The sequence below is a fragment of the Streptomyces sp. NPDC048197 genome, from assembly GCF_043202395.1.
Classification (GTDB): domain Bacteria; phylum Actinomycetota; class Actinomycetes; order Streptomycetales; family Streptomycetaceae; genus Streptomyces; species Streptomyces siderophoricus.
Map to the genome: position 1 here is coordinate 198,288 of NZ_JBIDAJ010000011.1, position 18,174 is coordinate 216,461.

The window sequence follows — 18,174 nt, forward strand, 5'->3', positions numbered from 1 at the left end:
GGCCGGGGGCCCCGGCGCAAGGGAGTTGGCGCCTTCCGGACCCGGCCGTGGCGGCGCCGGACCGTAGACTGCGGAACGTGACGGACAGGAAGCCGGACGGGGCGGACGCCGGCGACGCGGAGCGGCCGGAGCTGCCGGCCACCGGCTGGGCGGTGCTCGGACTGCTCTCCTTCGGCGAGGAGCTGTCCGGCTACGACCTGAAGAAGTGGTCGGACCGGTCGCTGCGCTTCTTCTACTGGAGCCCGTCCTTCAGCCAGATCTACGGCGAGCTCAAGCGCCTGGAGAAGGCCGGCTACGTCAGTTCACGGACGGTCGCCCAGGAGACCGGCCACCGCGACAAACGGGTCTATGTGATCACCGACGAGGGGATGGCGGCGGTCCGCCGCTGGGCCCGCGAGGCGCCGGTGGAACCCCCGGTCCTCAAACACGGCGTGATGCTGCGGCTGTGGCTCGGCCATCTGCTGGAGGACGACCGGATGCGGGAAGTCCTGGGCCGGCACCGGGAGTTCGCCGAGACGATGCGGCAGCGCGCCGAGGCCGACGCGGCGGCCGCCCGCGACGCGGAGGCCCGGTCGGGGCCGGCGCTGGTGCTGAAGTGGTCCGAGCGGTTCTACGCCGCCGAGCGCGACCTCGCCGATGCGATGCTGGCCGACCTGGAGGAACGGGACCGCGGGCACACGTAGGGGCCCGGCGCGCAGGGGAGCCCGAACGGCTCCGGCATGATCACCGAACTGCTGTGAGCGGCCGGCGTGCTAGGGTGCCAGGGTTGCAGTTCGGTACCCATGATCATGATGTGCGCCTGACGGGAATGATCCGCAGGCGCACTTGCTGTTTTCCGGCCGGTTCACGCCTTTCCGGATGGGGGCTCGTCGGGCCCCGGCCCCGTACTGTCCCAGGCCCTGGAAAGGAACCCCATTGGCTCGCTCCGCACGCCCGCACCGCACCGGTACGCCCCGGCCCGCCGGATCCGGAAACCCCCGGCGCAGGAACTCCCCGGGCAAGGCCGCGGGCACGTCCGGCGGGAAGGCGGCGGGTGGCAAGGCCACGGCCCGCAAGGCCGCCCCGCCGCAGGAATTCACCGTGCCGGAGCCGGTGGTCCCCGCGCTGCCCGCCGTCGCGTCCTTCGCGGAGCTCGACCTGCCGGCGGCCCTGCAGAAGACGCTCACCGCACAGGGCGTGACCGAGCCGTTCCCCATCCAGGCCGCGACCCTGCCCAACTCGCTCGCCGGCCGCGACCTCCTCGGCCGCGGCCGCACCGGCTCCGGCAAGACGCTCGCCTTCGGGCTGTCGCTGCTGGCCCGCACCGCCGGGCTGCGGGCCGGCCCGCGCGCACCGCTCGCCCTGGTCCTGGTGCCCACCCGCGAACTCGCCCAGCAGGTCACCGACGCGCTGCTGCCGTACGCCACCGCCGTACAGCTGCGCATCGCGACCGTGGTGGGCGGTATGTCGATCACCAAGCAGGCCGGCGCGCTGCGCCGCGGCGCGGAGGTGCTGGTCGCCACCCCCGGGCGGCTCAAGGACCTCATCGAGCGCGGCGACTGTGAGCTCGGACAGGTGCGCCTGACCGTTCTCGACGAGGCCGACCAGATGGCCGACATGGGCTTCCTGCCGCAGGTCACGGCGCTCCTCGCGCAGGTCGAGCCGGGCGGGCAGCGGATGCTGTTCTCGGCCACCCTGGACCGGAACGTGGACCGGCTCGTCCGGCAGTTCCTGACCGACCCGGTGGTGCACTCCGTCGACCCGTCGGCGGGCGCCGTCGCCACGATGGAACACCATGTGCTGCACCTCGCGGACGAGACCGACAAGAAGGCCGTCGCGCTGCGGATCGCGGCCCGCGACGGCCGGGTGATCCTCTTCGTGGACACCAAGCGCGCCGCCGACCGTTTCGCCAAGCGCCTGCTGGCGAGCGGGGTGCGCGCGGCGGCGCTGCACGGCGGCCGCACCCAGCCGCAGCGCAACCGCACCCTGGACCAGTTCAAGAACGGCCAGGTCACCGCGCTGGTGGCGACCAACGTCGCGGCCCGCGGCATCCACGTCGACGCGCTCGACCTGGTCGTCAACGTCGACCCGCCGGCCGACCACAAGGACTATCTGCACCGCGGCGGCCGCACCGCCCGGGCCGGGGAGTCCGGCCGGGTGGTCACGCTGGTGCTGCCCGACCAGAAGCGCGAGATGACCCGGCTGATGCGGGACGCCGGGATCACCCCGGCCACCACCCGCCTCAAGTCCAGCGACGAGGAGCTGGTCCGCCTCACGGGTGCGCGCGAGCCGTCCGGCGTCGCGGTCACCATCGAGGTTCCGGCCCAGGCCATGGCCGCGAAGGCGCCGGCCGCGCGCACCCGGTCCCGGGCGGGCCGCCCGCCGCGCCGGGGCCGTGGCCGCGGGGGCCGCCGCCCGGTCGCGCAGTAGCCGCGGCACGGTACGGCCGCACCGCCGGGCCACCCACCTCGAAGCATCGCGGCCGTACGGGACGTCATCTCCGGTACGGCCGCGGGCAGTTGGGCGGGTCTCAGGGCCGCGGGGGTGCGGAGCTGGGCAGTTCGGCCAGTTCGGCGGCGCGGCTGAGCAGGTCGACGAGCATGTCGAAGGTGAGCTTGCCGGTGAAGGTGTTGCGCTGGCTGGGGTGGTAGCTCCCCAGGACCTTCAGTGCGGGGCGCCGGCCGGTGGCGGGCAGGGTCAGCTCGGCGCCGTGCCCGAACACCGGGCGCGGGCGGGGGATCGGCCAGCCCGCCTCACCGAGCACGGGCAGCAGCGCCTGCCAGCCGAAGGCCCCGAGCGCCAGGACCGCCCGCAACGTCGGGGCGAGCAGCTCCAGTTCGGCGGCCAGCCAGGGCCGGCAGGTCCCCCGCTCGGCCGGGGTCGGCTTGTTCTCCGGCGGGGCGCAGTGCACCGGCGCGGTCACCCGCACCCCGTAGAGCTCCAGGCCGTCGTCCCGGTGCGTGGCGGTCGGCTGTGAGGCGAGGCCCACCGCGTGGAGCGCGGCGAACAGGAAGTCCCCCGAGGCGTCCCCGGTGAACATCCGGCCGGTGCGGTTCCCGCCGTGCGCGGCCGGCGCCAGGCCGACGACCGCCAGCGCGGCGTCCTCGGGCCCGAAGCCGGGGACCGGCCGCCCCCAGTACTCCCAGTCCCGGAACGCCGCACGGGGGTGCGCGGCGACCTGCTCGCGCCAGGCCACCAGCCGGGGGCAGGCCCGGCAGCGGGCGATCTGGCCGTCAAGTTCGGCAAGTCCGCGGCACCGCGCCGCCTGATGGGCGGGGAAGTTCACCTCGCCGGTGTCCGGCGGCGGCCCGGCGGGTCCCGTCTCGTCCATCCCTCCACGCTAGAGGACCCGTCACCCGTTCCGTGGCGCCCCGGTGGCCCGTGCGGTGAGGTGCGCGGGCGGGGTGAGGCCGGCGGGCAGCAGCGGGTCGGCCTCCGGCGGGCCCCAGGTGGTGTGCAGCGGGAGCACCCCCGCCCACAGGCCGAGCGCCGCGTCGGGCCCGTCACCGTCGTCCGGCGGTCCGGTACGGACCTTCACCGACGCCTCGTCGAGGGAGAGCGCCAGCAGCGCGGTCGCGGCGAGCTCCTTGCGGTTCGGGCGGCGGGCGTAGTCCCACTGGCCCGGCGCGGCCTGCTCGGTCAGGCAGCGCAGCCCGGCCAGCTTCTCCTCGGGGTCGGTGACCGGGCGCGGGGTGCCGAACACCATCGCGCTGCGGTAGTTGACGCCGTGTTCGAAGACGGAACGGGCCAGCACCAGGCCGTCGACATGGGTGACGGTGACGCAGACCTCGGCCCCGGGCGAGGCGATCAGGCTGCGGCTGGCGACCGAGCCGTGGACGTAGAGCGTGCTGCCGTCCGTGCCGTAGACCGTGGGGACGACCAGCGGGGTACCGTCCACCAGCACGCCGAGGTGGCAGAGGAAGCCCTCGGCCAGGACGGCGTCGAGCGCCGCGCGGTCGGTGCGGCCCTGTTCGCGCAGCCGGCGGTGGCGGGTGCGCGCGGTCCCCGACAGGCCCCGGGTGGGCTGGGCCGTCATGGGGTCATCGGCTTCTGATTCCATGGCCTCTTGTCTACAGGGCGGTGGAATTCGTTGTCCAGATCTTTTGGGGCGACGGATTCGGTAGGTCTGCACGGTCACTCACCAGCGGGTCGCCAGCTCCACCGTGACGGACTCCAGCGCCGCGGCCGCCGCCTTGTTGACCTCGGCTGAGGTGTCCGCCCGGAGCATGATCCGGCCGATCCGGCCGAGGTTGTCGTGCGGCCCGCCGACCTCCTCGCCGGGCAGCTTCGACAGGGCGGTGGCGACGATCTGCCCGCCGCGGGGGAGGGCGCTGACCCAGCGCAGGGTGCCGGCTTCCGGCGCGGTGAGGAAGCGGATCGCGGCGGCCGCCGACCGGCGCGGCGTCACATCGGGGCGTTCGCCCAGCGCGGCCTGGAGGCAGGCGCGGGCCATGTCGATGCCGAGTGCCTCCTCGACCAGCGTCATGATGTGGTCGCCGGGGGGCCGGGCGCCCACTTCGAGGACGTACGGGCGGCCCCGGGGGTCGATCTTCACCTCGGTGTGCGCGACACCGTGGCGCAGGCCCAGTGCCGTGCAGGCCGCGGTGGCCGCCGCGAGGACGGCCGCCCGGACGTCGTGGGGGAGTTCGGCGGGCACCGTGTGGCCCAGTTCGGCGCGGTGGGTGCCGTCGGTGGTGAACTTCTCGGTGACGGCGAGGTGGTGGGGCTCGCCGCCGGCCAGGATCGTCTCGACGCTGAACTCCTCGCCGGGCACGTACTCCTGCGCCAGCAGCGTGCGGTCCAGAGCGATGCCGTGCGAGGGCTTGTGCGTCTCGGCGCGGGCGAGGCGTACGGCGGCCGGGAGGCCGGCGGCCGACCGGACGACGGACACCCCGATCGAGGCGGCGTTCCCGGCCGGTTTGACGACGAGCGGGAAGGTCAGCCCGGCGTCCGCGATCCGGCGGGCCAGGGCCGCGGCGTCCGGCGCCGCCACCGTGCGCGGGGCGGGTACGCCGCGGGCCGCGAACGCCTCGGCCATCAGGCGCTTGTTCCGCCCGGCGTCGGCGAGTTCGGGCCGGTGGCCGGGCAGGCCCAGGTCAGCGGCGAGCCGGGTGGCGAGCGGGGTGAGGAACTCCCAGCAGGGGACGACGGCGGCCACGCCGTGGGCGCGGCAGAAGGCGGCCAGTTGGGCGCGGGCGGCCGCGGGGTCGGCGAAGTCGGTGAAGACCGGCGCGGCGATCCGCGCCTTCAACTCGGGGCGGTAGCCCGCGTACACGTCCTCGTGGGTGGCGGCGTAGGCCGTGAGGCCCAGGCCGGCGGCCGCGGTCAGCAGGTCCTCGCCCGCGGCGACGTCGGGCTCGATCAGCAGGACTTTCTTCACGGTGCGGTTCCTTCCGGTGCGCGGTCGGCCGGTCGGCCGGTCAGCCGGTGACGCGGCGGCGCAGCGCCGGTGCCAGGGCCAGCTGGCCGGCCGCGGCGAGCAGGCACAGCGCGGCGCAGGTCAGCCAGAGGACGGGGGAGCCGAGGGTGAGCAGGTGGGTGCCGGCGACGGGGGCGATCAGGAAGCCGGTGCCCCAGGCCATGCCGATCACGCCGTTGTAGCGGCCGCGCAGCGGGGCCGGCGCCAGATCGGCGACGACCGCCGCGGTGACCGCGAAGACCAGGATCTCGCCGACCGTGGAGACCGTGACGGCCAGCGCGTATCCGGCGGTGGCGGAGGCGGTCGCGGCCACCGCGTTGCCGCCCGCCGCCAGGGCGAACCCGGCGGCCAGCACCCGGCTCTTGTCGTGGGCGGCCAGCCGGTGGCCGATCAGCGGCTGCAGGGCGATCACGACGGCGCCGTTGACGCCCATCACCAGGCCGTACGCGCCGCTGGACAGGCCGGTGCCGCGCATCGCCAGCGGCAGGGTGGCGAACGCCTGCTGGAAGACGACCGCGTAGACCACGATGATCCCGGCGAAGGCGAGCATGGTGCGGTCGGCGAGGACGGTGCGGTAGCTGCCGGCGGTGCGGTCCCGGGCGGCCGGACGGGTCTCCGGCACCGCCAGCCACACCAGCACCCCGAAGAACGTGCAGGCGCCCGCGTCGATCCAGAAGATCAACCGGTAGCCGTGGGAGGCCAGATGGCCGCCCAGCACCATGGCGAGGGAGAAGCCGAGGTTGATCGCCCAGAGCAGCAGCCCGAAGGCGCGGGTGCGGTCGGCGGCGGGCACCGCGTCGGCGACCAGGGCCTGGGCGGCGGGGCGGAAGAGGTCGATGGTGACGCCGAGCGTGAAGCACGCGGCGATCAGCACGGTCAGGCCCTGGGCGTGGCCGAGGGCGAGCAGGGTCGCGCCGTTCGCCAGCATCCCGCCGGTCAGCGCCACCCGGCGGCCGAACCGGTCGGCGAGGAAGCCGCCCAGCGGCTGGGAGACCACCGAGCCGATGCCGACCACCGCGAGGATCAGCCCCGTTTCGGCGAGCGGGACGCCGCGGACGCCGGTCAGATAGAGGCTGAGGAACGGATTGACCATCGAGCCCAGCCGGTTGACCAGCGAGCCGCCCCACAGCACCCAGAACGCGCCGGGCAGGCCGCCCGCCCGCACCCGGACGTAGCGGCGCAGCCGGCCGGGGGCGGGCGCACCGGCCGCTGGTGCGGGGGCGTCGGTTGCGCTCACGGCTCTCTCCTGCGGGTGGTCGGTCACTGCGGGCCGCCGCCGGGTACGGCCGGGGCCGCGCCCCGGGCGGCGGCGTCCGCCAGGGCCGCCCGGTCGACCTTGCCGTTCGCCGTGACGGGCAGCGCGTCCAGCAGCTGGATCTGCTGCGGGACCATGTACGCCGGCAGGGCCTCGGCGCAGAACTCCCGCAGCGCGCCGGCGTCCGGCGGGGTCCGGCCGGCGCCGGGGACCACGAAGGCGGTGAGTTCGAGGCCGCCGCCGGAGAGGGGCAGGGCCAGTGCGGTCGCGGCGGCGGCACCGGGGAATTCCGTCAACCGCCGCTCCACCTCGGCGAGTTCGACGCGGTTGCCGTTGATCTGTACCTGGGAGTCGGTCCGGCCGCAGAAGTAGTGCTCGCCGCGCTCGCCCCGTACGGCCAGGTCGCCGGTGCGCAGGACCACCTGGCCGGACTCCGGGCACAGCGGGTCGGGGACCAGTGCGGCGCGGGTGGCCTCCGGGTCGTCCCAGTACCCGGAGAACAGCGCGGGACTGCGCAGATGGATCTCGCCGGGCACCCCCGGCCGGTCGACGACCGCCCCCGACGCGTCGACGAGCAGCATCTCCGCGCCGGGGTGGGCGACGCCGATGGACAGCCGCTGCACGTCGTCCGGCAGCGGGCGCGGGACGTCCTCGAAGGAGCAGGCCATCGACTCGGTGGCGCCGTAGCAGTTGATGATGCGGGCCGCGGGCAGCAGTTCCTGGAGCCGGCGCAGTTCGGGCAGCGGGAACTCCTCACCGCAGAACAGGACCGAACGCAGCCGGTCGAGGGCGGCCAGCCGCTCCGGCTCGTACCGCAGCGACTGCCGCCAGATCGACGGGACGCCGTTGACCTGGGTGGCGCCGGTCTCCCGCAGCACCCGCAGCAGATGCCGGGGCCAGCGCACCAGGTGCGGCGGGACCGGGACGACGGCGGCGCCGCTGCCCAGCGCCAGACCGATGTTGAGCAGCGAGAAGTCGAACTGCAGCGGTGAGGTGCTGGCGATGCGGTCCTCGGGCGTGGCGATCCGGTGCGCCAGCATGCCCCGGTAGAAGGCGAGCACCGCGCGATGGCTCATCACCACGCCCTTGGGCCGCCCCGTGGTGCCGGAGGTGAAGACGATGTACGCGGGGTCGGTGACGCAGGGCACCCGGCGGCGGGGCCGGTGGGGTGCGGGGGCACGCTCGACGGTCAGTCCGTCCGGGCCGAACCGGGCGGTGCCGAGGGCCGGCGGGAGGTTCGTCCGGGAGCCGTCCACGGTCTGGAGGTGGAGCGCGGGCCGGGCGGTGGCGAGGATCGACTCCAGCCGCCGGCGCGGGGTGTCGGGGCTCACCGGGACGAAGGTGAGGCCGGTCCGGGAACAGGCGAGGAGCGCCGCGACGGCCCGGGCGGTGGTGTCGGACTCCAGGACCACCCGCGCGCCGGTCTCGATGCCCAGCGCGCCGAGGCCGTCCGCGTACGCGTCCACCAGGGCGGCGAGTTCGGCGTAGGTGGTCACGGTGGTCGCACCGGGCCGGTCGGACTCGATGACGGCGGGGGCGTCGGGGGTGTGCCGGGCGGCGGCGAGCAGGAAGTCGTGGAGGAACTCCCCGGCCGGACCGGCGGGGGAGGACGGCGGCTGACTCACGGTGCGCACGGTGCGGAAGACCCCTCGTGGTGTACGGGAACGGTGAATCCGGGGCAGCCGGGACGGATCTGACGATCCGTCGGCTGCGGACGGGCGTGCCTGGCGGTGCCCCGGGAAGCGCCCGGCCGACGGCCGGAGCGCCCTACAGGCTTCCGTAGAACGGAAGTTGACTTTCGGGAAGTGATACTCAGGCTCTCATGCACATGGCGGGGTCGGCGTGTGAGGTGGGTCACGTTTGGCGGCCTTCGCTGCCCGATCAACCTGGACAGACCTCAACGGCTTGTGGCAGCGTCAGCCGTGCACGGAATTCACCTTCCGCATGATGGAAGTGTAGCAAATGGGGGAACATATGCTCGCGGCCGGACCGCTCTCGCTCGGCCAGCTCTCGGTGTGGCACGACATCCGCGACCTGCCGGCCCACCGGCGGCACGAGCCGAACAACGCCGCCGCCTGGCCGCTGCCCCGCGGCACCGACACCGCTCAGGTCCGCACCGCGCTCCGTACCCTCGCCGCCCGGCACCCCTCGCTGCGCACCCGCTACGACCTCAACGACCCCGAAGCGCCACGGCAGTTGACGCCCGACGCCGACGCCGACGCCGACACCGACATCGGCGACACCGTGCCGGCCGTACCCGACGACGGCACCCCACCCGACCGCCGCGCCGCCGAACTGGCCCACGAGCCCTTCGACCTCGGCCGGCAACACGGCTGGCGGGCCCGGCTGCTGACCCGCGACGGCACCCCCACCCACCTGCTGTTCGTCAAACACCACATCACCGCCGACGCCTGGGCTCAGGAACTCCTGCACCGGGAATTCCGGCAGGCGCTCACCGACCCCGACGGCCTCGGCCCCACTCCGCCCGGCCCCGCCGACCTCGCCGCGGACCAGTACGGCCCCGCCGGACTCCGCCGGCAGGCCGCCGCCCTCGACCACTGGGCCGACCTGCTCTCGCACGCCCCGCCGGCCGCCCTGCCCCACACCGGCGCGCCGGGCGGCACCGTCCAGGCCACCCTGCACTCCGCGGCCGCCCGCCCGGCCGCACACACCCTCGCCGCACGCGCCCGGGTCTCCGTCGCCAGCGTCGTCCTCGCCGCCTACGTCCGCAGCGTCGCCCGACGGTGCGGCACCGACACCCTGCTCGTCCACCTGATGAGCGCCAACCGCTTCGCCGGCCGCTGGAAGACCGTGGTCACCTCGATGAACCAGTGGGTCCCCGCGCTCGTCGAACAGGCCCGCACCGACGACCTGGTCACCCTCGCGGACGCGGTGCACTGGAGCGGCCTGACCGCCTTCCGGCACGGCATGCACGACGTCACCGCGGTCGCCGCCCTACGGGCCCGGACACCCGACGCCGCCGAACCGGCCTGCGCCTTCAACTACGTGGCCGTACCCGGCGGTTCGCCGCTCGACGCCCTGCCCCCACAGGACCCGCAGGACACCCGCCCGCCCACCCTCACCTGGGAGGAGCCCTTCACCACCATCGGGCCGCGCTGTTACGCCCGCGCCCTGGAGACCGACACCGGGCTCTCCATCCGGCTCGCCGCGACGGACCTCGGCCGCGAGCAGTGCGCCGAACTGCTCCTGGACCTGCACGACGGCCTGCTCACCGCCGCCGGGCGGCCCTGAGGCGGCACCGCCCACCCACACCGGCCCCGGCAGACGCCGCGGCCCGGCGGATCCCGCCCGCCACACGGGCCGGCCCCGCGCCCGACCGGCCGGACCCCACCGCGCGCCGCCGACGCCGCGCGGCCGCACCCCGGCCGGCCCCGCCGCCCGCCCCACCCCACCGCGCTCGTTCCTGCCTCCAGGAGGCCGCCCGTGCCCGAACACGTCCTGGTCCTGCACCGCTGGACCGACCGCTACGCCGACTACGCCGCCTACCTCGACCACTCCGTCCACCGCGTCAGCTACCTCACCACCGAACGGGCCGCCCGCCACCTCCCCGTCGAACAGGCCGCCGCGGTACGGCTTCTGGACAGCACCGAGAACGTCAAAGAGGTCCGCGCCGCCCTCGACGCCCTGGTCGAACGGCTCGGCCCGCCCACCCGGATCGTCGCCCTCCAGGAAACCGACCTCGACCTCGCCGCCGACCTGCGGGACGCCTTCGGCCTGCCCGGACAGCGCGCCGAGGACCTGCTGCCGCTGCGCGACAAACTGCTGATGGCCCAGCGGCTCGAAGCCGCCGGCCTCCCCGTACCGCCCACCGCCGCGGCCACCGGCCCCGACGCGGTGGCCGCCTTCGCCGCCCGGCACGGCTGGCCGGTCCTGCTCAAACCACGGCGCGGCACCGCCAGCGCCGGCATCACCCGCCTCGACTCCCCGGACGACCTCGGGCGCCACGCCTTCCCGGCGGAGACCGGCATGCTCGTCCAGCAGTGGCGCCCCGACCGGGTCCTGCACGTCGACGGCGTGCACACCGGCGACGGCCTCGGCCCCTGGCGGGCCTCCCGCTACCTCCACACCTGCCTGGAATTCACCACCGGCGCGGCGCTCGGCTCGGTGGAGATCGACGACCCCGCACTCCTCGCCCGCATCGGCGAGATCACCGCCGCCGCCACCGGGGCCCTGTTCACCGGCCGGTCCGTCTTCCACCTCGAACTCTTCGAGAGCGAGCACGGCGAACTGACCGTCCTGGAGATCGGCGCCCGCCCCGGCGGCGCCGAAGTCCCCTTCGTCTGGCGCGAGGTGCACGGCATCGACCTGATGGCCGCAGCCTTCGCCCACCAGACCGGCACCCCCGACCCGACCCCCACCGCGGACCCCGCACCGGCCGAGGTGGCCGGCTGGCTGCTCCTCCCGCCCTCCGTCCCGGCCCCCTGCCGCGTGGACCACGCCACCGGATACCCTGGCGACGACGGACCGTACGCCCAAGTCCTCCCGGAACGGGGCGCGTTGATGCGGGGTGGCGGCTACGAACACGCCGGGGCGCGGTTCCGCTTCCGCGGCCGCAGCAGCGCGGAGGTGACCGCCGCCCTCCACCGCACCCTGCGCGCCGCCCGGCTCGACTGCACCCCCGTCGACCCCGCGGCACCCGCCCGGCTCGTCCTCGTCGGCTGCGGCAACCCGCCCTACCGCGCCTACGCCCTGGACACCGTCGCCGGCCGGGTGACCACCGCCCTCGTCCAGCGCACCGAACCGGACTGGCAACGCCGGCACATCGCCGACCGGTTCCGAACCGCGGACACCTCCGACGCCACCGACACCACCCGCGCGATCGCCGCACTGCTGGCCGGCCACCGAGGCCCCGGCGCCGTCCTCACCTGGGACGAGACCCTGCTGGAGACCACCGCCGAGGCCGCCCGCCGGCTGGGCCAGGTGCACATGAGCCCCGAGGCCGCCCGCCGCTGCCGCGACAAACTCGCCACCCGCCGGCTGCTCGCCGCCGCCCAAGTGCCCTCCGCACGCTTCCACGAGGTACACACCCACGACGAGGCGCTCGCCGCCGCGGAGGAACTCGGCCGGCCGGTCGTCGTCAAACCCCGGGCCCTGGCCGGCAGCATCGGCGTCACCCTCGCCGGCGACCCCGAACAGGTCCGGTACGCCTTCGACCAGGCACGCACCGCCGCCTTCCCCGGCATCCCCGCGACCGCCGGCGCGATCGTCGAGGAATACCTGACCGGACCCGAGATCAGCGTGGACTGCGCGGTCGCCGACGGCACCGCCCGGATCGTGGGCGTGGCCCGCAAACGCCTCGGCTTCGCCCCGTACTTCGAGGAGACCGGGCACCTCGTCGCGCCCTGGCGGCACGAGCCGTGGGCCGACGAGGTGCGCTCCGTCGTCGCCGACGCGCACACCGCCCTCGGCGTCCGCACGGGCCTCACCCACACCGAACTCCGCCTCACCCCCACCGGGCCCCGCGTCGTCGAGGTCAACGGCCGGCTCGGCGGCGACTTCATCCCGCTCCTCGTCACCCTCGCCACCGGGGTCGACCCGGTCGCGGCCGCCGCCGATCTCGCACTCGGCCGGGCCCCGGACCTCACCCCGCACCACGACCGCTGCGCCGAGGTGAGCTTCGTCTACCCGGAGCACGACGGCACCGTCCGCTCCCTCGACCTCACCACCGCCCGGGCCGTGCCCGGCGTCGTCCGGGCCGTGCCGCTCGCCGCGCCCGGCACCACACTGCGGCTGCCGCCCCGCGGCATCGTGCCCCGCCTCGCCGCCCTCATCGCCGTCGGCGACACCCCCGAGGAGTGCGCCACCGCGCTGGCCGCCGCCCGGCACGCCGTACGCCACTGGCTCACCCCGCTTCACCGACCGTCCATCCCGACCAAGGACAACCGCCCATGACCTGGATCCTCGGTGTCAACGCACCGCCCACCGGCTGGCACGACAGCGCCGCCTGCCTCGTCAACGGCGACGGCGAGGTCATCGCCTTCACCGAAGAGGAGCGCGTCAACCGCCACCGCCACTCCCTCTACCGCAAGCCGTTCGGCGCCGCCCGCTTCTGCCTGGCACAGGCCGGCATCACCGCCGCCGACATCGACGTGGTCGCCCTCGGCTGGGACAGCGAACAGCTCTACCCGCGGCGCTTCGCCACCGACGCCGAGTTCCTCGCCTACGCCGTCGGACTGGACTTCGGCGCCCGCACGCCCGAGGTCGTCCGCGTCCCCCACCACCAGGCGCACGCCGCCTCCGCCTTCTACGCCTCGCCGTTCCCCAAGGCCGGGGTGCTGGTCGTCGACGGCCACGGCGAGAACGAGTCCTCCACCATCTGGACCTACCAGGACGGCGCCGAACCACGCCTGGAACGCAGCTGGCAGCGCACCGCCTCGCTCGGCTACGCCTACGACGCCGCCTCCACCTGGCTCGGCTTCTCCTTCCTCAACGCCGGCAAGACCATGGGCCTGGCCGCCTACGGGCGCGCCGCCCACCTGGCCGTCGAGCCGCTGGTGGACCTCACCGCCGACGACTTCGGCCTGGCCGTCGAACCGCTGGCGGAGAGCCGGGGGAGAGCCACCGCCGACGAGATCAAGGCGCAGTACGACGACACCGTCGGCCGCTGGCGGGAGCGCTACACCAAGATCGCCGGGGCCGACGGGCCCCGCGTACCCGAGGAGCGGCTCACCGACGACCCGAACGCCGTCCTCGTCGCGTACACCGCCCAGCGCCTCATCGAACAGACCGTGACCCATCTCGCCGCGCTGACCCGCAAGGCGGCCGGCGTCGAGGAGCTGTGCCTCAGCGGCGGCGTCGCCCTCAACTGCAGCACCAACGGCACCCTGCCCGGCCCGCTGTACGTACCGCCCGTACCGCACGACGCGGGCGTCGCCCTCGGAGCGGCCTGGACGGTGCGGCCGCCCAGGAGGCGGGCGGGAGCGCTGCGGCCCTATCTGGGGGTGGATGTGTGGGCCCCTGATCGCCTCAACGGCGGGGCGGGGGAGGGTATTCCGGGGGCTCGGGGTTCCGGGGCGGGCGCTTCGGGGGGCGGTGTTCCGGGGCGGGGCCGGCGCGGGGCCGAGGGGCTGGATCTCTCGGGGCTGGTGCGGGCGGATCTGGACATCGACGAGCTGGCCGGGTTGCTGCTGGACGGGCAGGTGGGGGCGGTCGCCCAGGGGCGGGCCGAGGTGGGGCCGCGGGCGCTGTGCCGGCGCTCGATCATCGCCGTGCCGGACACCGCGGACGTCAACACACGGGTCAACACCCTCAAGAACCGCGAGCAGTGGCGGCCCTTCGCCGGTGTCACCCGGCCCGGCTACGGCGACCGACTCTGGGAACGGCAGGAGTACTTGAGCCTCTACATGCTCGGCGCCGCGAAGGCCACCGAGCTCGGCCGGCGGGTCGCGCCCGGCGTCGTCCACGTCGACGGCACCACCCGGCCGCAGGTCCTGCACGGCGACGAGGCGCCCGCGGTCGGCGCCGCCCTGGACGCCCTGGAACGGCACGGCGCGCCCCCGGTCCTGCTCAACACCTCCTTCAACGACAAGGGCGAACCCATCGTCAACACCGCCGCCGACGCGCTGCGCGCCTTCCGCGCCATGGACCTCGACTTCCTGGTCCTCGGCGACGACCTCTACCGCAAACCGCACCGGACCGGAGGTGCGCGCTGATGCCGTCCGGCCTGCCGGAAACCGCCCGCTTCCGGGCGTTCGGCCCCCGCCACCTCGACGAGATCGCCCGCCGCCACCACCTGCCCGACGACCTCCGCGACACCGTGCGCCGGGTGTCGCTGGTGCTGCCGTTCCGGGTCAACGAGTACGTGCTCGGCGAACTCATCGACTGGGACCGGGTCCCCGACGACCCGATGTTCCAGCTCACCTTCCCGCAGCGCGGCATGCTCGCCCCCGCCGACGAGGACCGTCTGGCCAAGCTCTCCGCCGACCCCGCCGACACCCCGCTGCTGCGCGAGACCGTCCAGGACATCCGCCGGCGGCTCAACCCCCACCCCTCCGGACAGCAGCAGCTCAACGTCCCCACCCAGGACGGCGTCCAGCTCCCCGGCCTGCAGCACAAATACCGCGAGACGGTGCTCTACTTCCCCGGCCAGGGCCAGACCTGCCACGCCTACTGCACCTACTGCTTCCGCTGGGCCCAGTTCATCGGCGACGCCGACCTCAGGTTCGCCGCCCCCGACCCGGGCGGACTGATCCGCTACCTCGCCGACCACCCCGAGGTCCACGACGTCCTCGTCACCGGCGGCGACCCGATGGTGATGTCCACCGAGCGGCTGCGCGGCCACCTGGAGCCGCTGCTCGGCGTCGACACGGTCCGTACGATCCGGCTCGGCACCAAGTCCGTCGCCTACTGGCCGCAGCGCTTCGTCACCGACCCGGACGCCGACGGCGTCCTGCGGCTCTTCGAGCGGGTGATCGCCTCCGGGCGGCAGCTCGCGGTGATGGCGCACTTCAGCCACCCGCGGGAACTGTCGACCGGCCTCGCCCGGCAGGCGCTGGCCCGCATCCGCGCGACCGGCGCGGTGGTCTACTGCCAGGCGCCGCTGATCGCCCGCGTCAACGACGACGCCCGGGTCTGGAGCGAACTGTGGCGGGCCGAACTCGCGGCCGGCGCGGTGCCCTACTACCTGTTCGTCGAGCGCGACACCGGCCCGCACGACTACTTCAAGGTGCCGCTGGCCAGGGCCGTCGAGATCTTCAGCGACGCCTACCGCACCCTGCCGGGCCTCGCCCGCACCGTGCGCGGCCCGGTGATGTCCGCCACCCCCGGCAAGGTCGTGGTGGACGGCGTCGAGGAGACCCCCGACGGGCCGTACTTCCGGCTGCGGATGCTCCAGGCCCGCAACCCCGATCTGGTCGGCCGGCCGTTCCGGGCCCGCTGGTCCGCCGACGCCGCCTGGCTCGACGAACTCGAACCCGACCCCGCCACCCCGGCCGACCTGGCCGCCGCCCTGCGCGGCGGCGCACCGGCCGGACCCGCCCCGGCCGGCCCCGGCGCGGCCCGCCGCACCGGCCGCGCGGAGAGGAACCCCGCATGACCGCCGTCACCGCCGCCCCGCCCTCCCCGAACCTGGCGCTCAACCAGCTCGTCGACCGGCGCCGCGCCGAAGGGGCCTCGCTGGTCCACCTGGCATTCGGCGAGGCCCGGCTGCCGGTCCTGCCCGAACTCGCCGCCCAGCTGGCGGCCGGCGCCAACCGCGCCGCGTACGGGCCGGTGGCCGGCGCCGAGAGCGTACGCCGCGCCGTGGCCGGCTACTTCACCCGCCGCCGGCTGCCCACCGAACCCGACCGCGTGATGGTCGCCCCCGGCAGCAAACCGCTGCTGATGGCGCTCCAACTCGTCGTCCCCGGCGACCTGTTGCTGCCCCGGCCCGCCTGGAACAGCTACGCCCCGCAGGCCCGCTACGCCGGCAAGCAGGTCTTCGGCGTGCCCGTCCCCGCCGAGTGCGGCGGCGTCCCGGCCCCCGACGCGCTGCGCGCGACCCTGCACCGGGCCCGGGCGGCCGGCGCCGACCCCCGGCTGCTGGTCCTCACCCTCCCCGACAACCCCACCGGAACCGTGGCCCCGCCCGCGCTGATCCGCGACCTGGGTGCGCTGGCCCGCGCCGAGGACCTGCTGATCGTCTCCGACGAGATCTACCGCGACCTCGTCCACGACCCCGCTGCCACCCCCTGCCTCAGCCCCGCCGAAGTCGCCCCGGAACGCACCGTCGTCACCAGCGGACTGTCCAAGACCCTCGGCCTCGGCGGCTGGCGGATCGGCGTGGCCCGCTTCCCCGCCGGCGACACCGGCGCCCTGCTCCGGGACGCCACCGTCGCCGCGGCCAGCGAGATCTGGTCCACCCTCGCCGGGCCCATGCAGCAGGTCGCCGAGTACGCCTACGCCGAGCCGCCGGAGATCACCGCACGGATCCGGGCGAGCGCCCACCTGCACGGCGCGGTGGCCCGGGCCGTGCACCGCACCGCCATCGAGGCGGGCGCGGTCTGCCGCCCGCCCACCGGCGGCTTCTACGTCTACCCGGACTTCGCGCCGCTGCGCGACCGGCTGGCCGCCCGCGGCATCACCGACGCAGCCGCGCTCGCCGCCCGCCTCCTGGACGACTCGGGCATCGTCGTCCTCGCCGGACACCTCCTCGGCGACGACCCGCAGGCACTGCGCTTCAAGGCCGCCACCAGCCTGCTCTACGGCGACGAACGACAGCAGCACGAGGCGCTGGGCGCCGACGACCCCACCCGCCTGCCGCACATCACCGCCGAACTCACCCGGATCGCCGAGGGCTTCGCCCGGCTGACGGGAGCGGCATGAGCCCCACCACCCCGCACGGAAGGACACCGGCCATGGCCGTCACAGGGGAACCGGAGCAGTTCGCGTTCGGTTCCGTCCACAGCGGTCTGCTCGACTGCATCCAGGTCAACCTGGCGGTCCTCGCGGACCACCACCACGGACCCGGGGCCCACCTCCGGCTCGGCGCACCCCTGGGCTTCCGCTCCTGGGCACGCCCCGACGGACTGCCGACCGTCGATCCGCCGCTGGCCGAACAACTCCGGCTGGCACCGGGCCTTCTGGGGCTCCGCGTCGTCCGGAGCGAGCGGATGACCCGCACCGCCATGTTCGCCGCGGTCCGCCGGGCCGACGCCGCGCGCTACGTCGTCGCCGACGCCTTCCACCTGCCCTGGCTGCCGTACCACGGGCAGGCCCACATGGACCACAGCTTCCTGCTCGCCGCCGGGCCCGGCGGCTGGCACATCACCGACGCCTACCGCAGCGAGACCTCCTGGGGCACCGCCGCCCCCGGCACCTGGGTGCTCACCGAGGACGAACTGGCCGGCATCGCGTCCGCCGAGGTCGTCGAGGTCGTCCCGGACACCGCCCGCCCGGCCGCCGGGCCGCCCCCGCTGGTGTCCGTCGACGAGAGCGCGGTCGCCGGCTACCTCGACGCGTACGACGCCTGCCCGGACCGCGCCCGGGCGATCGGTCAACTCACCGTCGAGACCTGGCTGCTGGCCCGCTCCCGCACCCTGCACGCCGCCTACCGCGCACTCTTCGCCGACCACGCCGACGACGCACGGCGGGCGGCCGAGGCCGCGCACCTGCGGGCCTGGGACAAGGTCGTCGAGCAGACCTACCTCGCCCACCGCCGGCTGTCCCGCGGCCGCGCCGAGCCGCCGGGCATCGTCGACCGGCTGCGGGACGTGCTCACCGCCGACCTCACCGTCTTCGGCACCCCGCCCGGCATCCCGGCCCCGGCGGCCGCCCCGCCCGCCGACGACGCGCTCCGCGACCAGGTGGCCGCGGTCGCCGCGGACGTGCTCGGCGTGGAGGTGGCCGGCCTCCTGGGCGGCGCACCCTTCGACTCCTTCCCCTCCTTCAGCTCCTTCCGGCTGATCGAGATCATCGAGCGGCTGGAGACGGCACTGGGCCGGGAACTCGACGCCGACGCGCTCGTACCGGAAAACCTCCGCCGGGTCGACGACCTGTGCCGCATCGCCCGCTGACCGCACCG

Annotated in this window: 13 protein-coding genes; 8 read left to right on the plus strand and 5 right to left on the minus strand. The window is 75.1% G+C overall.

Annotated features, from left to right (window positions below):
* The first annotated feature begins 68 nt into the window (after positions 1-68).
* Positions 69-683 (plus strand): PadR family transcriptional regulator, encoded by a 615-nt coding sequence (locus ACGF4C_RS17715; RefSeq protein WP_393567252.1) that lies wholly within the window; start codon positions 69-71, stop codon positions 681-683.
* A 232-nt stretch (positions 684-915) separates the two neighbouring features.
* Positions 916-2,409, plus strand: a complete 1,494-nt coding sequence (locus ACGF4C_RS17720) for a DEAD/DEAH box helicase (protein WP_393567198.1) — start codon at positions 916-918, stop codon at positions 2,407-2,409.
* A 100-nt stretch (positions 2,410-2,509) separates the two neighbouring features.
* On the opposite strand, the gene ACGF4C_RS17725 is transcribed toward ACGF4C_RS17720, so the two are convergent.
* The 5 genes from ACGF4C_RS17725 to ACGF4C_RS17745 form a co-directional block, all read right to left on the minus strand.
* A complete protein-coding gene (locus tag ACGF4C_RS17725; RefSeq protein WP_393567200.1) occupies positions 2,510-3,310 on the minus strand; it encodes a uracil-DNA glycosylase in 801 nt (266 codons plus the stop codon).
* A gap of 21 nt (positions 3,311-3,331) precedes the next feature.
* A complete protein-coding gene (locus tag ACGF4C_RS17730; protein WP_393567201.1) occupies positions 3,332-4,039 on the minus strand; it encodes a pyridoxamine 5'-phosphate oxidase family protein in 708 nt (235 codons plus the stop codon).
* A 78-nt stretch (positions 4,040-4,117) separates the two neighbouring features.
* A complete protein-coding gene (locus ACGF4C_RS17735; protein WP_393567202.1) occupies positions 4,118-5,359 on the minus strand; it encodes an ATP-grasp domain-containing protein in 1,242 nt (413 codons plus the stop codon).
* 40 nt (positions 5,360-5,399) lie between these two features.
* Positions 5,400-6,635, minus strand: coding sequence for an MFS transporter (locus ACGF4C_RS17740; protein WP_393567203.1), 1,236 nt, complete (start codon positions 6,633-6,635; stop codon positions 5,400-5,402).
* A gap of 23 nt (positions 6,636-6,658) precedes the next feature.
* Entirely contained in the window at positions 6,659-8,278 is a 1,620-nt protein-coding gene (locus tag ACGF4C_RS17745; protein WP_393567205.1) for an AMP-binding protein, read from the minus strand.
* Positions 8,279-8,615: 337 nt separating this feature from the next.
* On the opposite strand from ACGF4C_RS17745, the gene ACGF4C_RS17750 reads away from it, so the two are divergent.
* The 6 genes from ACGF4C_RS17750 (at position 8,616) to ACGF4C_RS17775 (ending at position 18,166) form a co-directional block, all read left to right on the plus strand.
* A complete protein-coding gene (locus tag ACGF4C_RS17750) occupies positions 8,616-9,905 on the plus strand; it encodes a condensation domain-containing protein (RefSeq protein ID WP_393567207.1) in 1,290 nt (429 codons plus the stop codon).
* 192 nt (positions 9,906-10,097) lie between these two features.
* Complete coding sequence (locus tag ACGF4C_RS17755; RefSeq protein WP_393567209.1) at positions 10,098-12,566, plus strand: ATP-grasp domain-containing protein; 2,469 nt, start codon at positions 10,098-10,100, stop codon at positions 12,564-12,566.
* The gene (locus tag ACGF4C_RS17760) at positions 12,563-14,326 is read left to right on the plus strand and encodes a carbamoyltransferase C-terminal domain-containing protein (protein ID WP_393567211.1); all 1,764 of its coding nucleotides are present in this window, start codon (positions 12,563-12,565) and stop codon (positions 14,324-14,326) included. The genes ACGF4C_RS17755 and ACGF4C_RS17760 overlap by 4 nt, the downstream gene beginning before the upstream one ends.
* Positions 14,326-15,708 carry a KamA family radical SAM protein gene (locus tag ACGF4C_RS17765; protein WP_393567212.1) on the plus strand — a complete coding sequence of 461 codons (1,383 nt, stop codon included), beginning with the start codon at positions 14,326-14,328 and terminating at the stop codon, positions 15,706-15,708. The genes ACGF4C_RS17760 and ACGF4C_RS17765 overlap by 1 nt, the downstream gene beginning before the upstream one ends.
* The gene (locus ACGF4C_RS17770; RefSeq protein ID WP_393567213.1) at positions 15,705-16,976 is read left to right on the plus strand and encodes a pyridoxal phosphate-dependent aminotransferase; all 1,272 of its coding nucleotides are present in this window, start codon (positions 15,705-15,707) and stop codon (positions 16,974-16,976) included. The genes ACGF4C_RS17765 and ACGF4C_RS17770 overlap by 4 nt, the downstream gene beginning before the upstream one ends.
* 32 nt (positions 16,977-17,008) lie before the next feature.
* On the plus strand, positions 17,009-18,166 hold the full coding sequence (locus tag ACGF4C_RS17775) for a hypothetical protein (RefSeq protein ID WP_393567214.1): 1,158 nt from the start codon (positions 17,009-17,011) through the stop codon (positions 18,164-18,166).
* Positions 18,167-18,174 lie beyond the last annotated feature (8 nt).